General features: G+C 70.1%; 15 protein-coding genes. 9 read left to right on the top strand and 6 right to left on the bottom strand.

The features are described from left to right. The first annotated feature begins 84 nt into the window (after positions 1 to 84). Positions 85 to 1,152, top strand: a complete 1,068-nt coding sequence (locus FA740_RS02580; RefSeq protein ID WP_136855212.1) for an alkene reductase — start codon at positions 85 to 87, stop codon at positions 1,150 to 1,152. A 39-nt stretch (positions 1,153 to 1,191) separates the two neighbouring features. Here the strand turns inward: FA740_RS02580 and FA740_RS02575 are convergent, their stop codons facing one another. Genes FA740_RS02575 through FA740_RS02565 form a run of 3 tightly spaced genes read right to left on the bottom strand, consistent with a single transcriptional unit; the run spans position 1,192 to position 4,264 of the window. Further along, positions 1,192 to 2,229: an ABC transporter substrate-binding protein gene (locus FA740_RS02575; protein ID WP_136855211.1), complete on the bottom strand. Its 1,038-nt coding sequence runs from the start codon at positions 2,227 to 2,229 to the stop codon at positions 1,192 to 1,194. Further along, positions 2,199 to 3,602, bottom strand: coding sequence for a sensor histidine kinase (locus FA740_RS02570; protein ID WP_136855210.1), 1,404 nt, complete (start codon positions 3,600 to 3,602; stop codon positions 2,199 to 2,201). The genes FA740_RS02575 and FA740_RS02570 overlap by 31 nt, the downstream gene beginning before the upstream one ends. Continuing rightward, the gene (locus tag FA740_RS02565; protein ID WP_136855209.1) at positions 3,599 to 4,264 is read right to left on the bottom strand and encodes a response regulator transcription factor; all 666 of its coding nucleotides are present in this window, start codon (positions 4,262 to 4,264) and stop codon (positions 3,599 to 3,601) included. Before FA740_RS02565 ends, FA740_RS02570 begins: the two co-directional genes overlap by 4 nt. Before the next feature lie 104 nt (positions 4,265 to 4,368). Here FA740_RS02565 and FA740_RS02560 point away from each other — a divergent pair, with 104 nt between their 5' ends. The 6 genes from FA740_RS02560 to FA740_RS02535 are packed head-to-tail and all read left to right on the top strand — an operon-like array spanning position 4,369 to position 9,964. After that, positions 4,369 to 5,328: a Bug family tripartite tricarboxylate transporter substrate binding protein gene (locus FA740_RS02560; protein WP_136855208.1), complete on the top strand. Its 960-nt coding sequence runs from the start codon at positions 4,369 to 4,371 to the stop codon at positions 5,326 to 5,328. Positions 5,329 to 5,357: 29 nt separating this feature from the next. Then, positions 5,358 to 5,768 (top strand): tripartite tricarboxylate transporter TctB family protein, encoded by a 411-nt coding sequence (locus FA740_RS02555; protein WP_211243629.1) that lies wholly within the window; start codon positions 5,358 to 5,360, stop codon positions 5,766 to 5,768. 4 nt (positions 5,769 to 5,772) lie between these two features. Then, positions 5,773 to 7,302, top strand: coding sequence for a tripartite tricarboxylate transporter permease (locus tag FA740_RS02550; protein WP_136855206.1), 1,530 nt, complete (start codon positions 5,773 to 5,775; stop codon positions 7,300 to 7,302). 1 nt (position 7,303) lies between these two features. Continuing rightward, entirely contained in the window at positions 7,304 to 8,653 is a 1,350-nt protein-coding gene (locus tag FA740_RS02545) for an acyclic terpene utilization AtuA family protein (RefSeq protein ID WP_136855205.1), read from the top strand. Next, on the top strand, positions 8,650 to 8,952 hold the full coding sequence (locus tag FA740_RS02540; protein ID WP_136855204.1) for a DUF4387 domain-containing protein: 303 nt from the start codon (positions 8,650 to 8,652) through the stop codon (positions 8,950 to 8,952). Before FA740_RS02545 ends, FA740_RS02540 begins: the two co-directional genes overlap by 4 nt. Positions 8,953 to 9,001: 49 nt before the next feature. After that, on the top strand, positions 9,002 to 9,964 hold the full coding sequence (locus FA740_RS02535; RefSeq protein WP_136855272.1) for an AbrB family transcriptional regulator: 963 nt from the start codon (positions 9,002 to 9,004) through the stop codon (positions 9,962 to 9,964). A 3-nt stretch (positions 9,965 to 9,967) separates the two neighbouring features. Here FA740_RS02535 and FA740_RS02530 read toward each other — a convergent pair whose 3' ends face one another. Continuing rightward, entirely contained in the window at positions 9,968 to 10,834 is an 867-nt protein-coding gene (locus tag FA740_RS02530) for a LysR family transcriptional regulator (RefSeq protein WP_136855203.1), read from the bottom strand. A gap of 105 nt (positions 10,835 to 10,939) precedes the next feature. Here FA740_RS02530 and FA740_RS02525 point away from each other — a divergent pair, with 105 nt between their 5' ends. After that, on the top strand, positions 10,940 to 12,454 hold the full coding sequence (locus FA740_RS02525) for a proton-conducting transporter transmembrane domain-containing protein (protein WP_136855202.1): 1,515 nt from the start codon (positions 10,940 to 10,942) through the stop codon (positions 12,452 to 12,454). Positions 12,455 to 12,478: 24 nt separating this feature from the next. After that, positions 12,479 to 14,827, top strand: a complete 2,349-nt coding sequence (locus FA740_RS02520) for a YbcC family protein (RefSeq protein ID WP_136855201.1) — start codon at positions 12,479 to 12,481, stop codon at positions 14,825 to 14,827. 4 nt (positions 14,828 to 14,831) lie between these two features. On the opposite strand, the gene FA740_RS02515 is transcribed toward FA740_RS02520, so the two are convergent. Together FA740_RS02515 and FA740_RS02510 are read right to left on the bottom strand one after the other, a co-directional pair. Beyond that, complete coding sequence (locus tag FA740_RS02515) at positions 14,832 to 15,557, bottom strand: COG3904 family protein (RefSeq protein WP_136855200.1); 726 nt, start codon at positions 15,555 to 15,557, stop codon at positions 14,832 to 14,834. Positions 15,558 to 15,568: 11 nt separating this feature from the next. Next, positions 15,569 to 16,855 (bottom strand): hypothetical protein, encoded by a 1,287-nt coding sequence (locus FA740_RS02510; RefSeq protein ID WP_136855199.1) that lies wholly within the window; start codon positions 16,853 to 16,855, stop codon positions 15,569 to 15,571. Positions 16,856 to 16,932: the final 77 nt, after the last annotated feature.

Here is a 16,932-nt window from a genome sequence, read left to right as displayed (position 1 = left end):
TTGCTGCCGGGCGGGGCGATGGTCCCGCGCAGAAATTCCCGGGCCGCAAGGCCCCACAAGCAAGATCAAGGAAAGGAGGACGCGATGTCCTCGATGTTCGAACCGCTGACCCTGGGGGCGGTGACGCTGCGCAACCGGATCGTGATGGCGCCCCTGACGCGGTCGCGCGCGGGCGATGCGCGCGTGCCCAACGACCTGATGGTCGAGTATTACAGCCAGCGCGCCGGCGCCGGCCTGATCCTGTCCGAGGCGACCAGCATCATGCCCATGGGCGTGGGCTATGAGGCGACGCCCGGCATCTGGAACGACGACCAGATCGCGGGCTGGTCCAAGGTGACGCGCGCGGTGCACGAGCGTGGCGGTCTGATCTATCTGCAGCTGTGGCATGTGGGCCGCATCTCGGACCCCGAACTGCTGGGCGGGCAGCTGCCCGTGGCGCCGTCCTCGATCCAGCCGGACGGGCATGTCAGCCTGCTGCGCCCCAAGCGCGCCTATGTGACGCCCCGCGCCCTGACCACCGAGGAGATCCCCGGCATCGTCGACGCCTATCGCCAGGCGGCCGAGAATGCGCGCCATGCGGGCTTTGACGGGGTCGAGATCCACGCCGCCAACGGCTATCTGATCGACCAGTTCCTGCAGGAGCGCAGCAACACCCGCCAGGACCAGTATGGCGGCAGCATCGAGAACCGCGTCCGGTTCCTGAACGAGATCACCGATGCGGTGACAGGCGTCTGGGGCGCAGACCGGGTGGGCGTGCATCTGGCGCCGCGCGGCGACAGCCATGACATGGGCGACAGCGACCCGCGCGCCCTGTTCACGCAGGTGGCCCGCGACATGCGCGCGCGCGGCGTGGCCTTCCTGTGCCTGCGCGAGCATATCGGCCCCGACAGCCTGCTGGACGCGATCCGCGACGCCTTTGGCGGCCCGGTCATCGCAAACGAGGGTCTGACCCGCGAAAGTGCCGCCGCCCTGCTGGCCGAGGGCCGGGCCGATGCCGTGGCGTTCGGGCGCGACTTCATCGCGACGCCGGACCTGCCCGAGCGGTTCCGCCGCGGGCTGGCCCTGAACGAACAGGACCCGTCGACCTTTTATGCGGGCGGCGCGCAGGGCTATGTCGATTACCCCACCGCCGACCGGATGGCCGCGGAATAGCATGACCACAGGGCCCCGGCGCGATCCGGGGCCCTTGCTTCACCGCGCGGGCGGGGTGCTGGGCTGGATCAGCGCGGCCTGCCATTCGGCCAGCAATCCGCCGCGCCGCAGCCTGTCGGAATAGACCAGCAGCCCCGCATCCAGCCGGATTGGCCGCAGGCTGGGCGCGGTTGCGGCGCTGCGGGTCAGCGACACGCCGCTGGCGGCCTCGATCAGCGCCTGCGCCGGGGGCGACAGCAGATAGGACAGCAGCAGCCGCCCCCCCGCCGGATCGGGCGCGTCCACCGGCAGAAAGGCCGAACGCACGATGGCCAGGGTGTAATCCTCATCCGCGATCTGGATCAGGTCGGGATCGTCGGGGCGATAGCGCGCGGCATAGCTGGCCACCACGTTATAGACCACCGACAGCCGCCCCGCGCGCAGATCGTCGATCATGTCGCCCGAACAGCAGTACAGCTGCGCGTTCAGCCGCCCCATCACCTCGGCCAGGCGCCAGAACCCGTCTGACACCTGATCGTCCTGCGCCAGAAGGAAATACCCCACCCCCGCGATGCGCGGATCATAGGTCGCCACGCGCCCCTGGAACCGCGCCGGATTGGCCCGCAGCGCCGCGATCAGGTCGCGCCGGGTGCGCGGGACCGGAATGTCGACAAAGGCCTGGCGGGAGGCCAGCGTCACCACCGGCTCCAGCGCGATCCCCCACAGCTGGTCGCGCCAGCGTGCCCAGGGCGGCAGGTCCGGCGCATGGGGCGCGGCCGAAGCGGCATAGCCGTCATTGACCAGCCGCATCTGCAGGTCCATCGCCGATGAGATGACCATGTCGAACCGCGCCCCTTCCTGCGCGATGGCCTGCTGGATCTGGGTCGAGGATGCCTGCACATAGCGGATCGCATGGCCGGGATGGCGGGCCGCGAAATCGGCCAGGACCGGGGCAAAGGCCTGGGTGTCGGTGGTGGACAGCACCTGGATGACCGCGCCGTCGGGCGGGCCGAACAGACGCTCGGCCTCGATCTCGAAGCTGCGGGCGGGGGCCAGGCCCGCCAGGATCAGGCCAGCGGCAAGGACAAGACGGCGCATGTTCCCCCCGTGTCGCGTGGTGTCAGCCGGAACCGGCCGCGATGGGCGGCGGCGACCTCGGCTACGATGGTCAGGCCCAGGCCCGACCCGGCCACGTCGCCCACATTGGCCCCCCGGTGGAAGCGGTCCAGCAGGCGGCTTGGGTCGCCCTGCAGCCCGCGTCCCTCATCGGCCAGGGTCAGCACGGCCTCGCGGCCCTGATGCGCCAGATCCAGCGTGATGCGGCCATCGGCGTCGGAATATTTCACCGCATTGTCCAGGATGTTGCGCAGCGCGATCTCCAGCATGCGTTCATCTGCGACCACCGGACAGGCGCTGTCCAGCCCCCGCGCGACGATCGTGATGTCGCGCATCTCGGCCAGGGGGCGGATGGCGCGCAGGACCGATCCGGTCAGCACCGACAGATCGACCGGCCCCGCGTCGAACTGGTCGCTGCGATACATCACCATCGCATGGTCCAGGATCTGGCTGGCCGAGCGGCTGCTTTCGTTGATGGCGCGGACCATGCGGCGCAGGCGGGCGCGGGTGGCGGGGTCGGTCGTCTCGGACAGGGCCAGCTCGGCCTCGGTGCGGACCAGCGACAGGGGCGTGCGGATGCGGTGCGCGGCCTCGAAGATGAAGGTCTCGGCCAGCTCCAGCGCGGCGCGCAGGCGCGCGATCAGCCCGTTCAGCGCGCGCAGCAGCGGAGCCAGTTCGCGGGGCGCGGGGTGGCGGACGGGCGACAGGTCGCGGGGCCCGCGCGCCGAGACCACCTCGGCCAGCCGCTGGACCGGCGCCAGCACCGCCTGCGCCGCCAACAGCGCGACCGGCAGCGCCAGCGCCAGAAAGGCCAGCGCCACCCAGGTCGCGCCAAGCGCGGTCTCGCGCGCGATGGCGGCCTGGCCCTGGCGGGTCTGGCCCAGGCTGACCGTGACCTGCGACAGCCGCTGGTCGATCAGCATCGGCCGCGCGACCGAGGCCAGCCGCAGCGCCGCCCCCTGATAGTCGGCCCGCCAGAAGACCGGCGCCACCCCGTCGGGCACATCGGGCGGCGGCGGCAGCCCTTCGTATCCGGTGACGACCTGCCCGCCGACCGTGACGGCATAAAAGATCCGTTCGTCCCCCATCGCGCCCAGCATGGAAAAGGTCGCATAGGGCAGATCCATCTCCAGCCCCTCGTCCACGCTGCGGATGCCCTCGGCGATGGCGGTGACGGCGGCACCCAGCACCGCGTCCTGCGACGCGCGCGAGGCGCGTTCGGCCACCCAGCCCACCGTCAGGAACAGCCCCGCCACCAGCAGCGCCGACAGGACCAGGAACTGCCAGACCAGCCGTCGCCTCAGCGACCGCAGGCGCGCCGGTTCCAGCCAGCGGCGCAGCGCGCGCGGCGTCATTCGGGGATCAGCCGATAGCCGACGCCGCGCAGCGTCTCCAGCCGCGCGCCCGACCCCTCCAGCTTGCGGCGCAGGCGGCCGACATAGACCTCGATCGCGTTGTCGCTGACCTCCTCGTCGAACGAGAACAGCCGGTCGATCAGATGCGCCTTGGAATAGGCCTGACCGGGCCGCGACAGCAGGATCTCCAGCAGGCGCAGCTCGCGGGCGCGCAGCTCTCGGGTCTCGGGGCCGACGGTCACGGTGGCCGCCAGCGCATCGAAGACGAAGCCCGCGAAATGGCGCCGACTGTCCGCCGCCCCCGCATGACGGCGCAGCACGGCCCGGCAGCGCGCCTGCAATTCGCCGAAATCGAAGGGCTTGGTGATGTAATCATCGGCACCCTGATCCAGCGTCCCGACCCGGTCGCTGACCGAGGCGCTGGCCGTCATCATGATCACCGGGGTGTCCCGCCGCGCTGCCCGTTCCCGCACCAGGAAATCGCGCCCATCCCCATCGGGCAAGGAAATATCCAGCAGGATCAGATCGTAAGGGACGCTTTCCAGAAAGTGTCGCGCATCGGCCAGGGTGGCGGCATGGTCCACCCCATGCCCCTCCATCGCCAGCCGCGAGGCGACGGCGCGGGCCAGATCCTCGCTGTCTTCGACCAGAAGAAAACGCATCCGCTGAACTTTCGGGCATTGAGTGACAGGTTCGTGTCAGCTTTTCACCAAATGGTGGACCCCGCAAGCCCGCGACCAATGCGGGACATGTCTGGGAGGACACCATGAAAATCTGGACCCGTGCAGCCGCTGCTGCGCTGCTGATGACCGTTGCCATTCCGGCCAGCGCCGCCGAATGCATCGCACCCGCCAACCCCGGCGGTGGCTGGGACTTTACCTGCCGCCAGATCGGCCGGATCATGACCGAACTGGGGTTGGTGCCCAACATGGTGCAGGTCACCAACCTGGCCGGTGCCGGCGGCGGCGTGGCCTATACCCAGGTCGTCAGCAAGCGCAGCAGCGACCCCGAGGTCTTTGTCGCGGCATCGTCGTCCACGACCACCCGTCTGGCCCAGAACGCCTTTGCGGGCGCCACGGCCGACCAGGTGCGGTGGGTCGGCTCGATCGGCGGCGATCCCGGCGTGATCGTCGTGGCGCAGGACAGCCCGTTCCAGACGCTGAACGACCTGGTCGAGGCGGTGAAGGCCGATCCGGCCAGCGTGGCCTTTGCGGGCGGATCCGCGGTCGGCGGCTATGACCACCTCAAGGTGCTGATGCTGCTGAACGAGGCCGGGTTCGATGACATGCGCGCCATCAAGTATATCGGCCTGGACGGCGGCGCGGATGCCATCACCCAGACCGTCGGCGGCTTTGCCCAGGCCATGACGGGCGATCTGTCCGAGATCACCGGCTTTATCCGTTCGGGCGACGTGCGCCCCATCGCGGTGCTGTCCGAGGAGCGCGTGGCCGGTTTCGACAACGTGCCCACCGCCAAGGAGCAGGGCATCGACAGCGTCTCGATGAACTGGCGCGGCGTCTATGTCCCCAAGGACATCAGCGACGAAGACTATGACAAATGGGTCGACATGCTGCGCCAGGTCGGCGAATCCGAGCAGTGGCAGGCCGTGATGGCCGAGAACGGCCTGGAATCCTACGCCCTCTTCGGCGACGAGTTCGAAGCCTTCGTCAACCAGAGCATCGCGGACGTCCAGGACATCTCGCGCGAGATCGGTCTGGTGCAATGACACGGGGCGACCGTTTCTTCGGAGCGTTCATGCTGATCGTCGCACTGGGGTATATCCTCAGTGCGCGCGGCATCCAGACCAGCTTCATGTCCGACCCGGTCGGGCCGCGGGTGTTCCCCTATCTGGTGGCGGCGGTCGTCATCCTGTGTTCGCTGGTGATGATCCTGCGCCCCGACCCCGACGAGGACTGGCCCGCAGGCCCGATGGTCCTGCAGCTGGGCATCGCGCTGGTGGTGCTGATGGGCTATTCGCAGGCGATCTCTCCGCTTGGGTTCCTGATCCCGACGGCGATCGTTGCGGGCATCCTCAGCTGGCAGATCGGCGGCAATCCGGTTCGTTCGGCGATCACGGGCCTGGGCCTGTCGGTGGGTTTGTTCGTGCTTTTCCGCGTCATCCTGGGACTGGGCCTGCGTGGCCTTCCCGCCGGAATGGGGTTCTAAGATCATGGAAACACTGGCCAATCTGGCGATGGGTTTCTCCATCGCCCTGACGCCCTATACGCTGATGCTGGCGATCATCGGCTGCTTCGTGGGCACGATCATCGGGGCGCTGCCCGGCCTTGGGCCATCCAACGGCGTGGCGCTGCTGATCCCGATCAGCTTCTCGATGGGGCTGGACGCGATCTCGGCGCTGGTGCTGCTGACCTCGGTCTATTACGGCGCGATGTATGGCGGGCGGATCAGCTCGATCCTGCTCAACATCCCGGGCGACGAGCCGGCGATGATGACCACCCTGGACGGCTATCCCATGGCGAAACAGGGCAAAGCCTCCGAGGCGCTGGTCGTGTCGGGCGTGGCCTCGTTCGTGGGCGCCATGCTGGCCACGATCGGCCTGATGATCTTTGCGCCCTATCTGGCGCGGGTCGCCTATCAGTTCGGCCCGGCGGAATATTTCGCGCTCTACATGCTGGCCTTCTGCACCCTGGGCGGGATCGGATCGTCGAACCAGGCCAAGGCCGCGATGGCCGCCGCCATCGGTCTGGGCATCGCCATGATCGGCCTGGACAAGACCACCGGCATGCCGCGCTTCACCTTTGGTGAACTGCACCTGATGGACGGGGTCGACTTCCTGGTCGCCATCGTCGGCCTGTTCGCGGTGGCCGAGGTGTTCCACTTCATCGAAAGCCACGGCAAGGACAGCGCCATCGGCGTCAAGCTGGGCAAGATCCTGGTCCCCTGGCGGATGCTGAAACAGACCAGCGGCGCGATGCTGCGCGGCACGGGCATCGGCTTTGTCGCGGGCGTCCTGCCTGGCGCGGGCGCGTCCCTGGGATCGTTCCTGGCCTACATGGCCGAGAAATCGGTCGCCAAGGGCGCCGACAAGGCCAGCTTTGGCAAGGGCAACCCCAAGGGCGTCGCCGCCCCCGAGGCGGGCAACAACGCCGCCGCCGGCGGTGCGCTGGTGCCCATGCTGACGCTTGGCGTGCCGGGTTCAGGCACCACGGCGGTCCTGCTGGCGCTGCTGCTGACGCTGAACATCACGCCGGGGCCGCTGCTGTTCGCGGAACGCCCCGAGGTGGTGTGGTCGCTGATCGCGTCGCTGCTGATCGCCAACGTGGTCCTGCTGCTGATGAACGTCCCGATGGTCAAGGTCTTCGTCAAGATCCTGTCGGTGCCGGCCTGGGTGCTGCTGCCGGGCGTCACGATGATCGCCTTTGTGGGCATCTATTCGCTGACCGGGTCCAGCTTTGACATGCTGCTGATGGTGGCTTTCGGGGTGCTGGGCTATGTCATGCGCAAGCTGGGCATTCCCACGGTTCCGGTGATCCTGGGCATCCTGCTGGGCAACGCGATGGAGGACAACCTGCGCCGCGCCATGGTGCTGTCCAACGGCGACTGGTGGTATCTGTTGTCCTCGCCCATCGCTATCGGCTTGTGGATCGCGGCAATTGTCGGTTTTGTCGCCCCGATCTTTCTGCGCCGAATCCTGAAGAAGCCTGCGGTCCCCCACGACCCGACCCTGAACGAGGATTGACATGACCACACGCGTTCTGGTGCCCTCGGGCGTTCTGGGCCTGGGCTTTGACCAGGCAGCACTGGAACGCGGCGTGGCCCTGTCACCCGACATTATCTGCATCGACGGAGGGTCCACTGACAGTGGGCCCTTCAGCCTTGGCGCGGGACAGTCGAAATACTCCCGCGCGGCAACGAAATCGGAATGGCGCAGCCTGATGCAGGCGCGCGCCCAGGCCGGTGTGCCGCTGGTCATCGGCACGGCGGGCACCTGCGGCACCGACAGCACGGTCGACTGGATGTATGACATCACCGTCGAACTGGCGCAGGAGCTGGGCCAGAGCCTGCGCATCGCCCGCCTGTACTCGCAGCAGCCCACTGCCCGCGTGGCCGAGGCGCTGAAGGCCGGGCGCATCGCCCCCCTGCCCCCCGCGCCCGAGATCCGGCTGGACGACCTGACCAACATCGTGGCCCTGGCGGGCGCCGAACAGATCCAGGCCGCGCTGGCCACCGGCGCCGATATCGTCATTGCGGGCCGCACGACCGACACCGCCACCATCGCGGCGCTGCCCCTGTCGCGCGGCGATGCGGCAGGCGGCGTCTGGCACGGCGCCAAGATCGCGGAATGCGGGGCGCTGTGTTCGACCAACCCGACCTCGGGCGTGATCATGGTCGATTTCGACCAGACGGGCTTTACCGTCGAGCCGCTGGCCGATGGCGCACGCTGCACGCCGCATTCGGTCTCCGCGCATATGCTGTATGAGAATTCCGATCCGTTCCGGCTTTATGAACCGGGCGGGTATCTGGACGTGACCGGGGCGCGATACGCTGCGCTGGACGACCGCCGCGTGCGGGTCGAGGGGTCGTCCTGGGTGCCCGGCCCCTATACGGTCAAGCTGGAGGGCGCGCGCATCGCGGGCTATCAGACCACCATCCTGGCAATCCTGCGCAACACGCATTACGCGCAGAACGCGCAGGCCTGGGTGGACCGCCTGACCGGCTTTCTGCAGGCAGAGATCACCACGCGCATGAGCCTTGACCCCGCCGATTATGGGCTGGAGTTCCGCCTGATCGGCGTGAACGGCGCGCTTGGCCCGCTGGAGAACCGCACCGGCACCCCGGTCGAGGTCGGCGTCCTGGGCATCGTCACCGCGCGGACCCAGGCCGAGGCCGCCGAGATCGGCAAGCTGATCAACCCCTTCGTGCTGCATTACCCGCTGACCGACGATGAGGAACTGCCGACCTTCGCCTTCCCCTATTCGCCCGCCACGACCGATCGCGGGCCGCTGTACGAATTCGCGCTGAACCATGTGATGGCGCTGGATGATCCCATGTCTGCCTTCCGCCTGACCGTGACCGAGGTGACCCCATGACGACGCTTGGCGATCTGGTGCTCAAGGTGCGGTCCAAGAATGCCGGGCCGTTCTGGGTGACCATCGACGTGTTCTGCGACGATCCGGCCGTCTATGACCGCCTGACCCGCAATCTGTCCACCGACCGCGTCGCGGCGCTGTATCGCACCGCGCCCGACACGCTGAAGCGCTTCGACATTCCCGATCTGCGGGTGATCAAGTTCAGCCTGCCCCGCCCGGTCATCCAAGGGTCGGCCAGCGACCGCGACATGCACGGCGCGCAATACGCGGCCCTTCTAGAAGAGCTTGCGATTGACTAGACGCCTGACCTCCTTCGGCGCGGCCCTTGTGGGCGCGCTGGTGTTTCTGATGCTGGGCCTGCCGCTGCCCTGGCTGCTGGGACCGATGCTGGCCTGCCTGGCCGTCGCGCTGTGCGGCGTGCGGATGCAGGGCGCTGGCCAGTTCGGCGTGTTCATGCGGACCTTTCTGGGCGTCGCCGTGGGCGCCTCGATCACGCCCGAGGTCCTGACCGGCCTGCCCGCCATCGCAGGCTCACTGGCCATCGTGCCGGTCTTCATCGCGGTGATCGCGCTGGTCGGCTATCCGCTGTTCCGGCGGGGCTTCGGCTTTGACCACCCGACCGCCTGGTATGCCGCCATGCCCGGCGGGCTGCAGGACATGCTGGTCTTTGGAGAGGAGGCCGGAGGCGACATCCGCGCCCTGTCGCTGATCCACGCGACCCGCGTGCTGGTCATCGTGACGGTCGCGCCGCTGATCATGACCTTCTATTGGTCGGTGGACCTCTCACAGCCTCCGGGCGCGCCGATCTCGTCTGTGGCCTGGGACCAGATCGCGCTGATGGTGGCCGCGGGTTTTCTGGGCTGGAAGGTCGCCGAACGCGTCGGCCTGTTCGGCGCCTCGATCCTGGGGCCGATGATCCTGACCGCGGCACTGTCGCTGACCGGCATCATCCAGACCCGCCCCCCGGCCGAGATCATCCAGGCCGCGCAGTTCTTCATCGGCATTGCGGTGGGCGTGAAATATGTGGGCATCACGGGGCGCGAGCTGCGCATCGACGTGACGGCGGGGTTGCTCTATTCGCTGGTCCTGGCTGTCATCAGCCTGATCTTCCTTGAGGTGGTCTATCTGCTGGGGCTGGCCCCGGCGCTGGACGCATTCCTGGCCTTCCTGCCCGGCGGCCAGGCCGAGATGGTGGTCATCGCCATCATCGCCGGGGCCGATCTGGCCTATGTGGTCAGCCACCACATCCTGCGGATCGTGCTGGTGATTCTGCTGGCCCCATTGGCCGCGCGCCTGCTGGGGCGGCGCTGAGGCTCAGGCCTCGGGCGCCAGCAGCGCGGCCAGCAGCGGGTTCGGGAACCGCCGCTGCTGGGTGACGGCAAAGAACGTCTCGGTCAGACTGTCCAACCGCGCGGCCTCGGTCAGCAGGCCCGATTGCAGTTCGTCCTGCACCACGATAGGCGGAATCACGGCCAGCCCCGCCCCCTCGCGCGCCAGCAGGCGCAGCATGGCCATGTCATCGGCCTCGGCCGCGATGCCGGGCACCACCGACAGCCGCGCCAGCAGCGCATCGAACCCCGCCCGCAGCGCCGTGTCCCGCACCGGCAGCACCAGCGGCACCGCCCCCAGCAGATCGCGCAGCCCCATCCCGGGCGGCACCAGATCGCTGCGCCCGATCAGGCCGACGGGCTGTTCGGCCAGCCGATGCACCAGCCAGGGGCTGACCGCATCGCGGGCGGGCGCATGATTGGTCAGCACCACGTCCAGCGCCATCGCCTCCAGCCCGCGCAGCAGATCGGCCTGCGCGCCGGATCGCAGCACCACCTCGACATCCGCGCGCCCGATCAGCGGGCGCAGGAACTGCATCTGAAAGTTCCGCGACAGCGTGGCCAGCGCCCCCACCCGCAGTGCCCGGCGCGCGCGCCCCGTCTCGCGCAGCGTGGCGGCCAGGTCATCGGCGGTGCGAAAGATCGTCTCGGCATGATCCAGCGCGATGCGCCCGGCCTCGGTCAGGACCAGGCCGCGGCCCTGGCGGTCGAACAGGTCGTGCCCCAACGCGGCCTCCAGCGTGCGCAGCTGCGTGGACAGCGCCGATTGCGACAGGTTGAGCGTTCGCGCCGCCCCGGTCAGCGTGCCATCCATCGCGACGGCGCGGAACAGGCGCAGGTGGTGCAGGTTCATGATTCATCCATCAAACCGAACGTTTGATCCTAAAATATGTAATTTTTGAAAGTCACGCCACAGGGTATCGCTGCCGGTGACCGAAATTCGCCCCAAGGTGTGCCGATGCTGTTCCCCCTGTCGTTTCTGGCCCCACCGCTGTTGCTGGCCGCCAGCCTGATCCTGCGCCGCAAATCCCCCCCCGTGCTGGCCGAGGCCGCCGCCCTGGCTGCCCTGGCCCTGATGGCCGGGGGGCTGGTGCAGCTGATCCTGACCGGGCCCGCGCGGCTGGATCTGGCCGCCGGGCTGTCGCTGCGGCTGGACGCGGTGGGGGTGACCATGGGGCTGCTGGTGGGCTTCGTGGGCTGGGTCGTGCTGCGCTATTCCCGGACCTATCTGCGGGCCGAGCCAGGACAGCCTGCGGCGCTGTCGGGCATTCTGGCCTGTCTAGCGGCGGTCATGGTGATCGTGCAGGCGGGCAGCCTGATCCTGATGACGGCGGGCTTTGCCGCTGCGGGCGTGATCCTGCGCCAGCTGCTGCTGTTTCGCGCCGACCGGCCAGCCGCGCGGCGGGCGGCGGGCAAATTCGCGCGGGTCTGGGCGGCAGGCGATCTGGCTGCGCTGGCGGCCTGCGCGGTGATCTGGCGCGCGATCGGCACGACCGACCTCGGCGCGATCGCCGCAGGGGCCGATCAGCTGCCCGCCATCGCGGCGGCGCTGCTGGTGCTGGCGGCGGCCCTGAAGACGGCGGCCTTTCCGCTGCATGGCTGGCTGACCGAGGTGATGGAGGCGCCGACCCCCGTCTCGGCCCTGCTGCATGCGGGCATCGTGAACGGGGGCGGGCTACTGCTGATCCGCACCGCCGATCTGGTCCAGGCCAGCCCCGCGGCGATGGCGGCGCTGGTCATGCTGGGCGGGTTCACCGCGCTGTTCGGCGCGGCGGTCATGCTGACGCAAAGCGCGGTCAAGACGGCGCTGGCCTGGTCCACTGTGGCGCAGATGGGGTTCCTGCTGCTGCAATGCGGGCTGGGGCTCTGGGCGCTGGCGATGCTGCATATCGTGGCCCATTCGCTGTACAAGGCGCATGCCTTCCTGTCCTCGGGCCAGGCGGTCGAGGATGTGGCCCGCAACCGCAGGCCCGGCCCCGTCGCCGTGCCGGGGGCCTGGGCCGTGGCCCGCGCCTTTGGCCTGGCGCTGCTGATCTATGCCGGCGTGGCGCTGGTGTTCCAGCAGCTGGGCGCGCCGAAATCGGCGCAGGGGCTGGCGCTTGGGGCGCTCCTGATCCTGGGCGTGGCCTATCTGATCGCGCAGGGCCTGGCCGATGCGGCGCCCGTGGCGCTGACCCGGCGCACGGGGCTGGCCTCGCTGGCCAGCGCGGTGGGCTATTTCGGCTTTCACCTGGGCGCGGGCCTCGCTTGGGGCGGGCAGCTGCCGCAGCCGCCGGTGCCCGGCGCGCTGGAATGGGCGCTGATCGTGCTGGCGCTGATCTCCTTCGGGCTGGTGGCGGTGGCGCAGGCGCTGTTCCCGCTCTGGGCCTGGCACCCGGCGGCGGCGGCGCTGCGGGTGCACCTGGCCAACGGCCTCTATCTGAACGCGCTGTTCGACCGTTTGGCGGGCGGCTTTCGCACCGCCCGGTCCTGACCCCCTTTCGCATCCGAGGTTGCCATGTTCCTGAACCATCCCGCCATCACCCCCGACCTGGACGCGGCCCTGCTGGACGCGGCCATGGCCGCCGCCCGCGCCATCCCCCCGGCCTTTCCGCTGGAGGCGACGGTCGCCGTGAACCCCTTTCTGGGCCAGACCGCCGAGGATCTGCCCACCGCCCAGGCCCGCCTGTCGCGCGTCGCGGGCATCGCGCTGACGCAGCCCCGCGCGGCGCTGGCGGCCCAGGTGGCCGACGGATCGATCACCGATGATGACTTGGCCTGCGCGCTGCTGGCAAGCCCGCATGCGCTGAAACCCGTCGATCTGGCGATGCTCAAGGCGCGGATGTACGCCCCCGCGCCTGCGCCCCGCGCCCTGCCCACGGTGGCCGATCTGGCCGCCGCGCGGACGGGCATCGACTGGCCCGCGCTGATCGCGCGCTGCACGGGGCTGTGGGCGGCGGGCCGGTTCGATCAGGGCCAGGCGCTGTGGACGCCCGCGCCGGGGCTGGACTGCTTTCGCGCTTGGCGGGACTGGGCGGTCCATGACCTGACGCCGGAAATCGCGAGTCTGCGCGGCTTTTGCGCCAATGTCGCGGCCAGCCCCGACACCGCCGAACGCGCCATCCTGCGCGCGCTGCACGACCTGTCGCTGACGCCCGAAGGCGTGACCACCGCCTGCCACCGGCTGCTGATCGACCTGGGCGGATGGGCGCAACACGCCCGCTATCTGGCCTGGCAGGCACAGATGGCGGGCGGGCAGGACCGCACGCTGACCGACCTGCTGGCGATCCGGCTGATCTGGGATCAGGCGCTGCTGGGGCATCAGCCCGACCTGGCCACCGAATGGCAGGCCATCGCCCGCGCCCATGCCGAGCCGGTTGAGCCCACCCCCGACGACGTACTGGACGCCATCCTGCAGGATGCGGCTGAACGCGCGCATCTGCGGCGGCTGACGGCGGGCCTGTCCCCGGCCGCGCCCGCGCCTGCGCGGCCTGCGGTGCAGGCGGCCTTCTGCATCGACGTGCGGTCCGAGGTGCTGCGCCGGGCGCTGGAATCGCAGGGACCGGGGATCGAGACGATCGGCTTTGCGGGCTTTTTCGGCCTGCCCGTGGCGCATCACGGCCCGGCCTCGACCCTGGCCGAGGCGCATCTGCCGGTGCTGCTGAACGCGGGGCTGACCGCCTCCAGCCAGGGCACCCCGGAGGCCGAGCAGACCGCCCGCATCGCCGCCCGCGCCACTCGGGCCTGGGGCCGGTTCCGGCAGGCGGCGGTGTCGTCCTTTGCCTTCATCGAGGCGGCGGGGCCGCTTTATGGCGCCAAGCTGCTGAAGGGCGCCTTGGGCCAGGGGCATGCGGCCAAGCCGGACCCGCGCCCGGTGCTGTCCCCAGATCCGGGGCCGCAGGCGCGGGCCGATCTGGCGGCGGGCATCCTGCGGGCGATGGGCCTGACCCAGGGCTTTGCGCGGCTGGTCCTGCTGGTCGGGCATGGCGCACAGGTGACGAACAACCCCCATGCCAGCGCCTATCACTGCGGGGCCTGCGGGGGGCGCAGCGGCGCGGTCTCGGCCCGGCTGCTGGCGGGGCTGCTGAACAGGGCGGACACGCGGGCCGGGCTGGCCGAACGGGGCCTGCCTATTCCCGAGGACACCGTTTTCGTGGCGGGCCTGCATGACACCACCACCGACCAAGTGACGCTGTTCGCGGACGACCCGGCGCCGGGCCATGCGGATGACCTGGACCAGGCGCGGCACTGGCTGGATCAGGCAGGCGCCCTGGCGCGGGCCGAACGCAGCCCCCGCCTGCCCGGCGCGCGCCCCGCCACCGTCGCCGCCCGCGCGCATGACTGGGCCGAGACGCGGCCCGAATGGGGGCTGGCGGGCTGCGCGGCCTTCATCGCCGCGCCGCGGTCCGTCACGCGGGGGCTGGACCTGCAGGGGCGCGCCTTTCTGCACAGCTATGACCGCGCGCGTGACCCCGATCACGGCGTGCTGGAGTTGATCCTGACCGCGCCGGTGGTCGTGGCCAGCTGGATCAGCCTGCAATATTACGGATCGACCCTAGCGCCGGGGGTGTTCGGGGGCGGCGACAAGCTGATCCACAATGTCACCGGCGGCATCGGCGTGGTCGAGGGGAACGGCGGCACCCTGCGCGCGGGCCTGCCCTGGCAGGCGGTCCATGACGGCACGCGGCCCGTCCATGACGCGCTGCGCCTGTCGGTGCTGATCGACGCCGACCCCGCCGCGATGGGCGCGATCCTGGCGCGGCATCCCGATCTCAGGGCGCTGTTCGACAATGGCTGGCTGAGCCTGTCGGCGCTGGAAGGCCCGCGCGTGGTGGCGCGCTATCGCCCGGGGGGCGACTGGCGCTAGGGCCTCAGCTCTCGGCCGGGGTGGTCAGGCGCAGATCGGCCATCTGCTCGGGCTCCAGCACGTTGATCTCGGCCGGGGGGGTGCGCAGGGCCAGCGGCATCAGGCGCAGGTCGACGCCCATCTGCACCAGGTAATCCATCACCCCGGCCTGCGCACGCTGCAGGTCGCTGACCGCCATGAAGGCGGGCAGGATGGTGTTCTGGCCGAAATAATGCTGGTGCACGCCGACCACACCGCCCGGCGCAACCTGCCGGTCGGTGCCCCCCGCCAGGATATAGGGGCAGGCCGACAGGCAGACCGCCCCGTCGCCCACCCGCGTGGCCCAGCCCGCGCCCCGGATCGTGCGCCCGATGGCCAGCGCGTCGGACACCGACCCGCCGGAACTGTCCAGCGCCACCCGCGTGGCCTCAGGGCGGGTGCGGTCCAGCCATTCGACAAAGCGGTCGGCATCGCCCGGCGCGATCTGGCCGGTCACGGTGATCGTGCCGTCGGCCTGGTCGAACTCCAGCGCCTCGGGCATGGGGCGCATGGCGGGCGCGCCGGGCTGCGACGGGTCCGACGGGCGCAGGTCGGGGCGATAGGGCCGCACGCTTGGCCCCTGCGACGGCGGCGCATAAAGGCCAGGCGCCGCAGCCCCCGGCGCGCGCCACAGATCCAGCCCCACGATCGCGCCCCCCAGCAGCACCTGAGAGATCAGCACCGCCCGCACCGCCCGGGCCGGGGATGACACCAGCCGCACCGCTAGACCTCACGCCGGTCAGGATCGGGATCGGCGGGGCGCGGGGGCGGCTGATGGGACAGCGCATCCACCTGGCGCAGCAGGTCCGAGGCCGCCAGCGCCGCGCGCAGTTCGCCCACCGTCATGCGGTCGTCGCTGTGCCCCTCTCCGCGCCCGGTGCGGATGGCGGCCTGGACCACCATGATGATGAAGACCAGGACCGCCGGCAGCAGGTCGATGGAAATCGCCCCCGCCCAGGCCGGCACGAAATTCCCCGCATAGGCGATGACCGCATCCGCCGCCGACATGGGCGTATAGAGGGCGTCGTCCGCATCGGGCAGCGCCATCACCTCGGCCGCGGCCTGGGCCAGGGTCTGGGCGCGCTGTTCGACCAGGGTCAGGACGGCGTTGATGGTGCTGGACTGGCCCGCCCGCGTGGCCTCGGTCGCGCCGTCCAGTTCGGGCAGGACCACGGCGTCGGACAGGTCCTGCGCCGCGCGCCCGACCAGCGGCGCGGGGTTCAGCTGGCGCAGCTGGGTGATCAGGCCTGCCAGCTCGACCGCGTCGCCCGAGAAACGCACCGTCCGGTCGGCCAGCGGCCCCGGTTCGACCGAGGTGCCACGCATGCGCGACAGGATGGTGTTGCCCTGCGCAAAGGTCTGCTCGATGGGCGCCTCGGCGCCCAGCAGCTGATCCTCCAGCGCCTGCAGCTCGGCCCCCTTCTGGGTCAGGACGCGAAAGACCGCGCCGCGCCCGGAGAACCCCGACAGGGTGCCGCCCGCCTCCTGCTCGGAGAGGTCCGAGAAACTCTGCCGGACGCGGGCCACGTCGCGCGACAGGGACTGGCCCGCCACCGCATTGGCATGCGCCCGCTCCAGCGAGGTCTGATAGCTTTGGACGGTGGCGGCCATGTGGGTCTCGACCGCCGCCGTCCCCGCCAGTGCCGCGGCGTTCAGCCAGGACGACATGGCGATGATCGCCACCGAGCCAAGCGCCATGGTCAGCATCAGCCCGACGCGCGACGCGGCCCCCCGCACCGCCGGCAACAGCCGCAGCAGATAGGACCAGAAGACAAAGATGCCCACCGACACCGCAATGGAATAGGCCAGCGCCGCAAAGGTCGTCCACAGGCCCGGATCGTCCAGCAGCGTGCGCACGCCCAGATAGGTATAGATGCCCGACGCCGCAGACAGCACGCCAAGCGCGGTCGAGGTAAAGCTGTCCAGCCAGTCCAGATGCCGCTCCAGCTCTCGGGCATAGCGGTCGCCCGCGCGGTCGGAAACGGGGGGCGAAAGGGGGTCTTGGGCCATGCGGTCTCCGGTGGCGCTGTGGGGCTGGGGCACAGATAACCGCAGATCGCGCGGTTTCTCAGCCCCTTGCGCGCCCG

This window comes from Paracoccus hibiscisoli, assembly GCF_005048265.1.
Classification (GTDB): Bacteria; Pseudomonadota; Alphaproteobacteria; order Rhodobacterales; family Rhodobacteraceae; genus Paracoccus; species Paracoccus hibiscisoli.
This window is presented reverse-complemented; position numbering and strand designations above follow the sequence as displayed.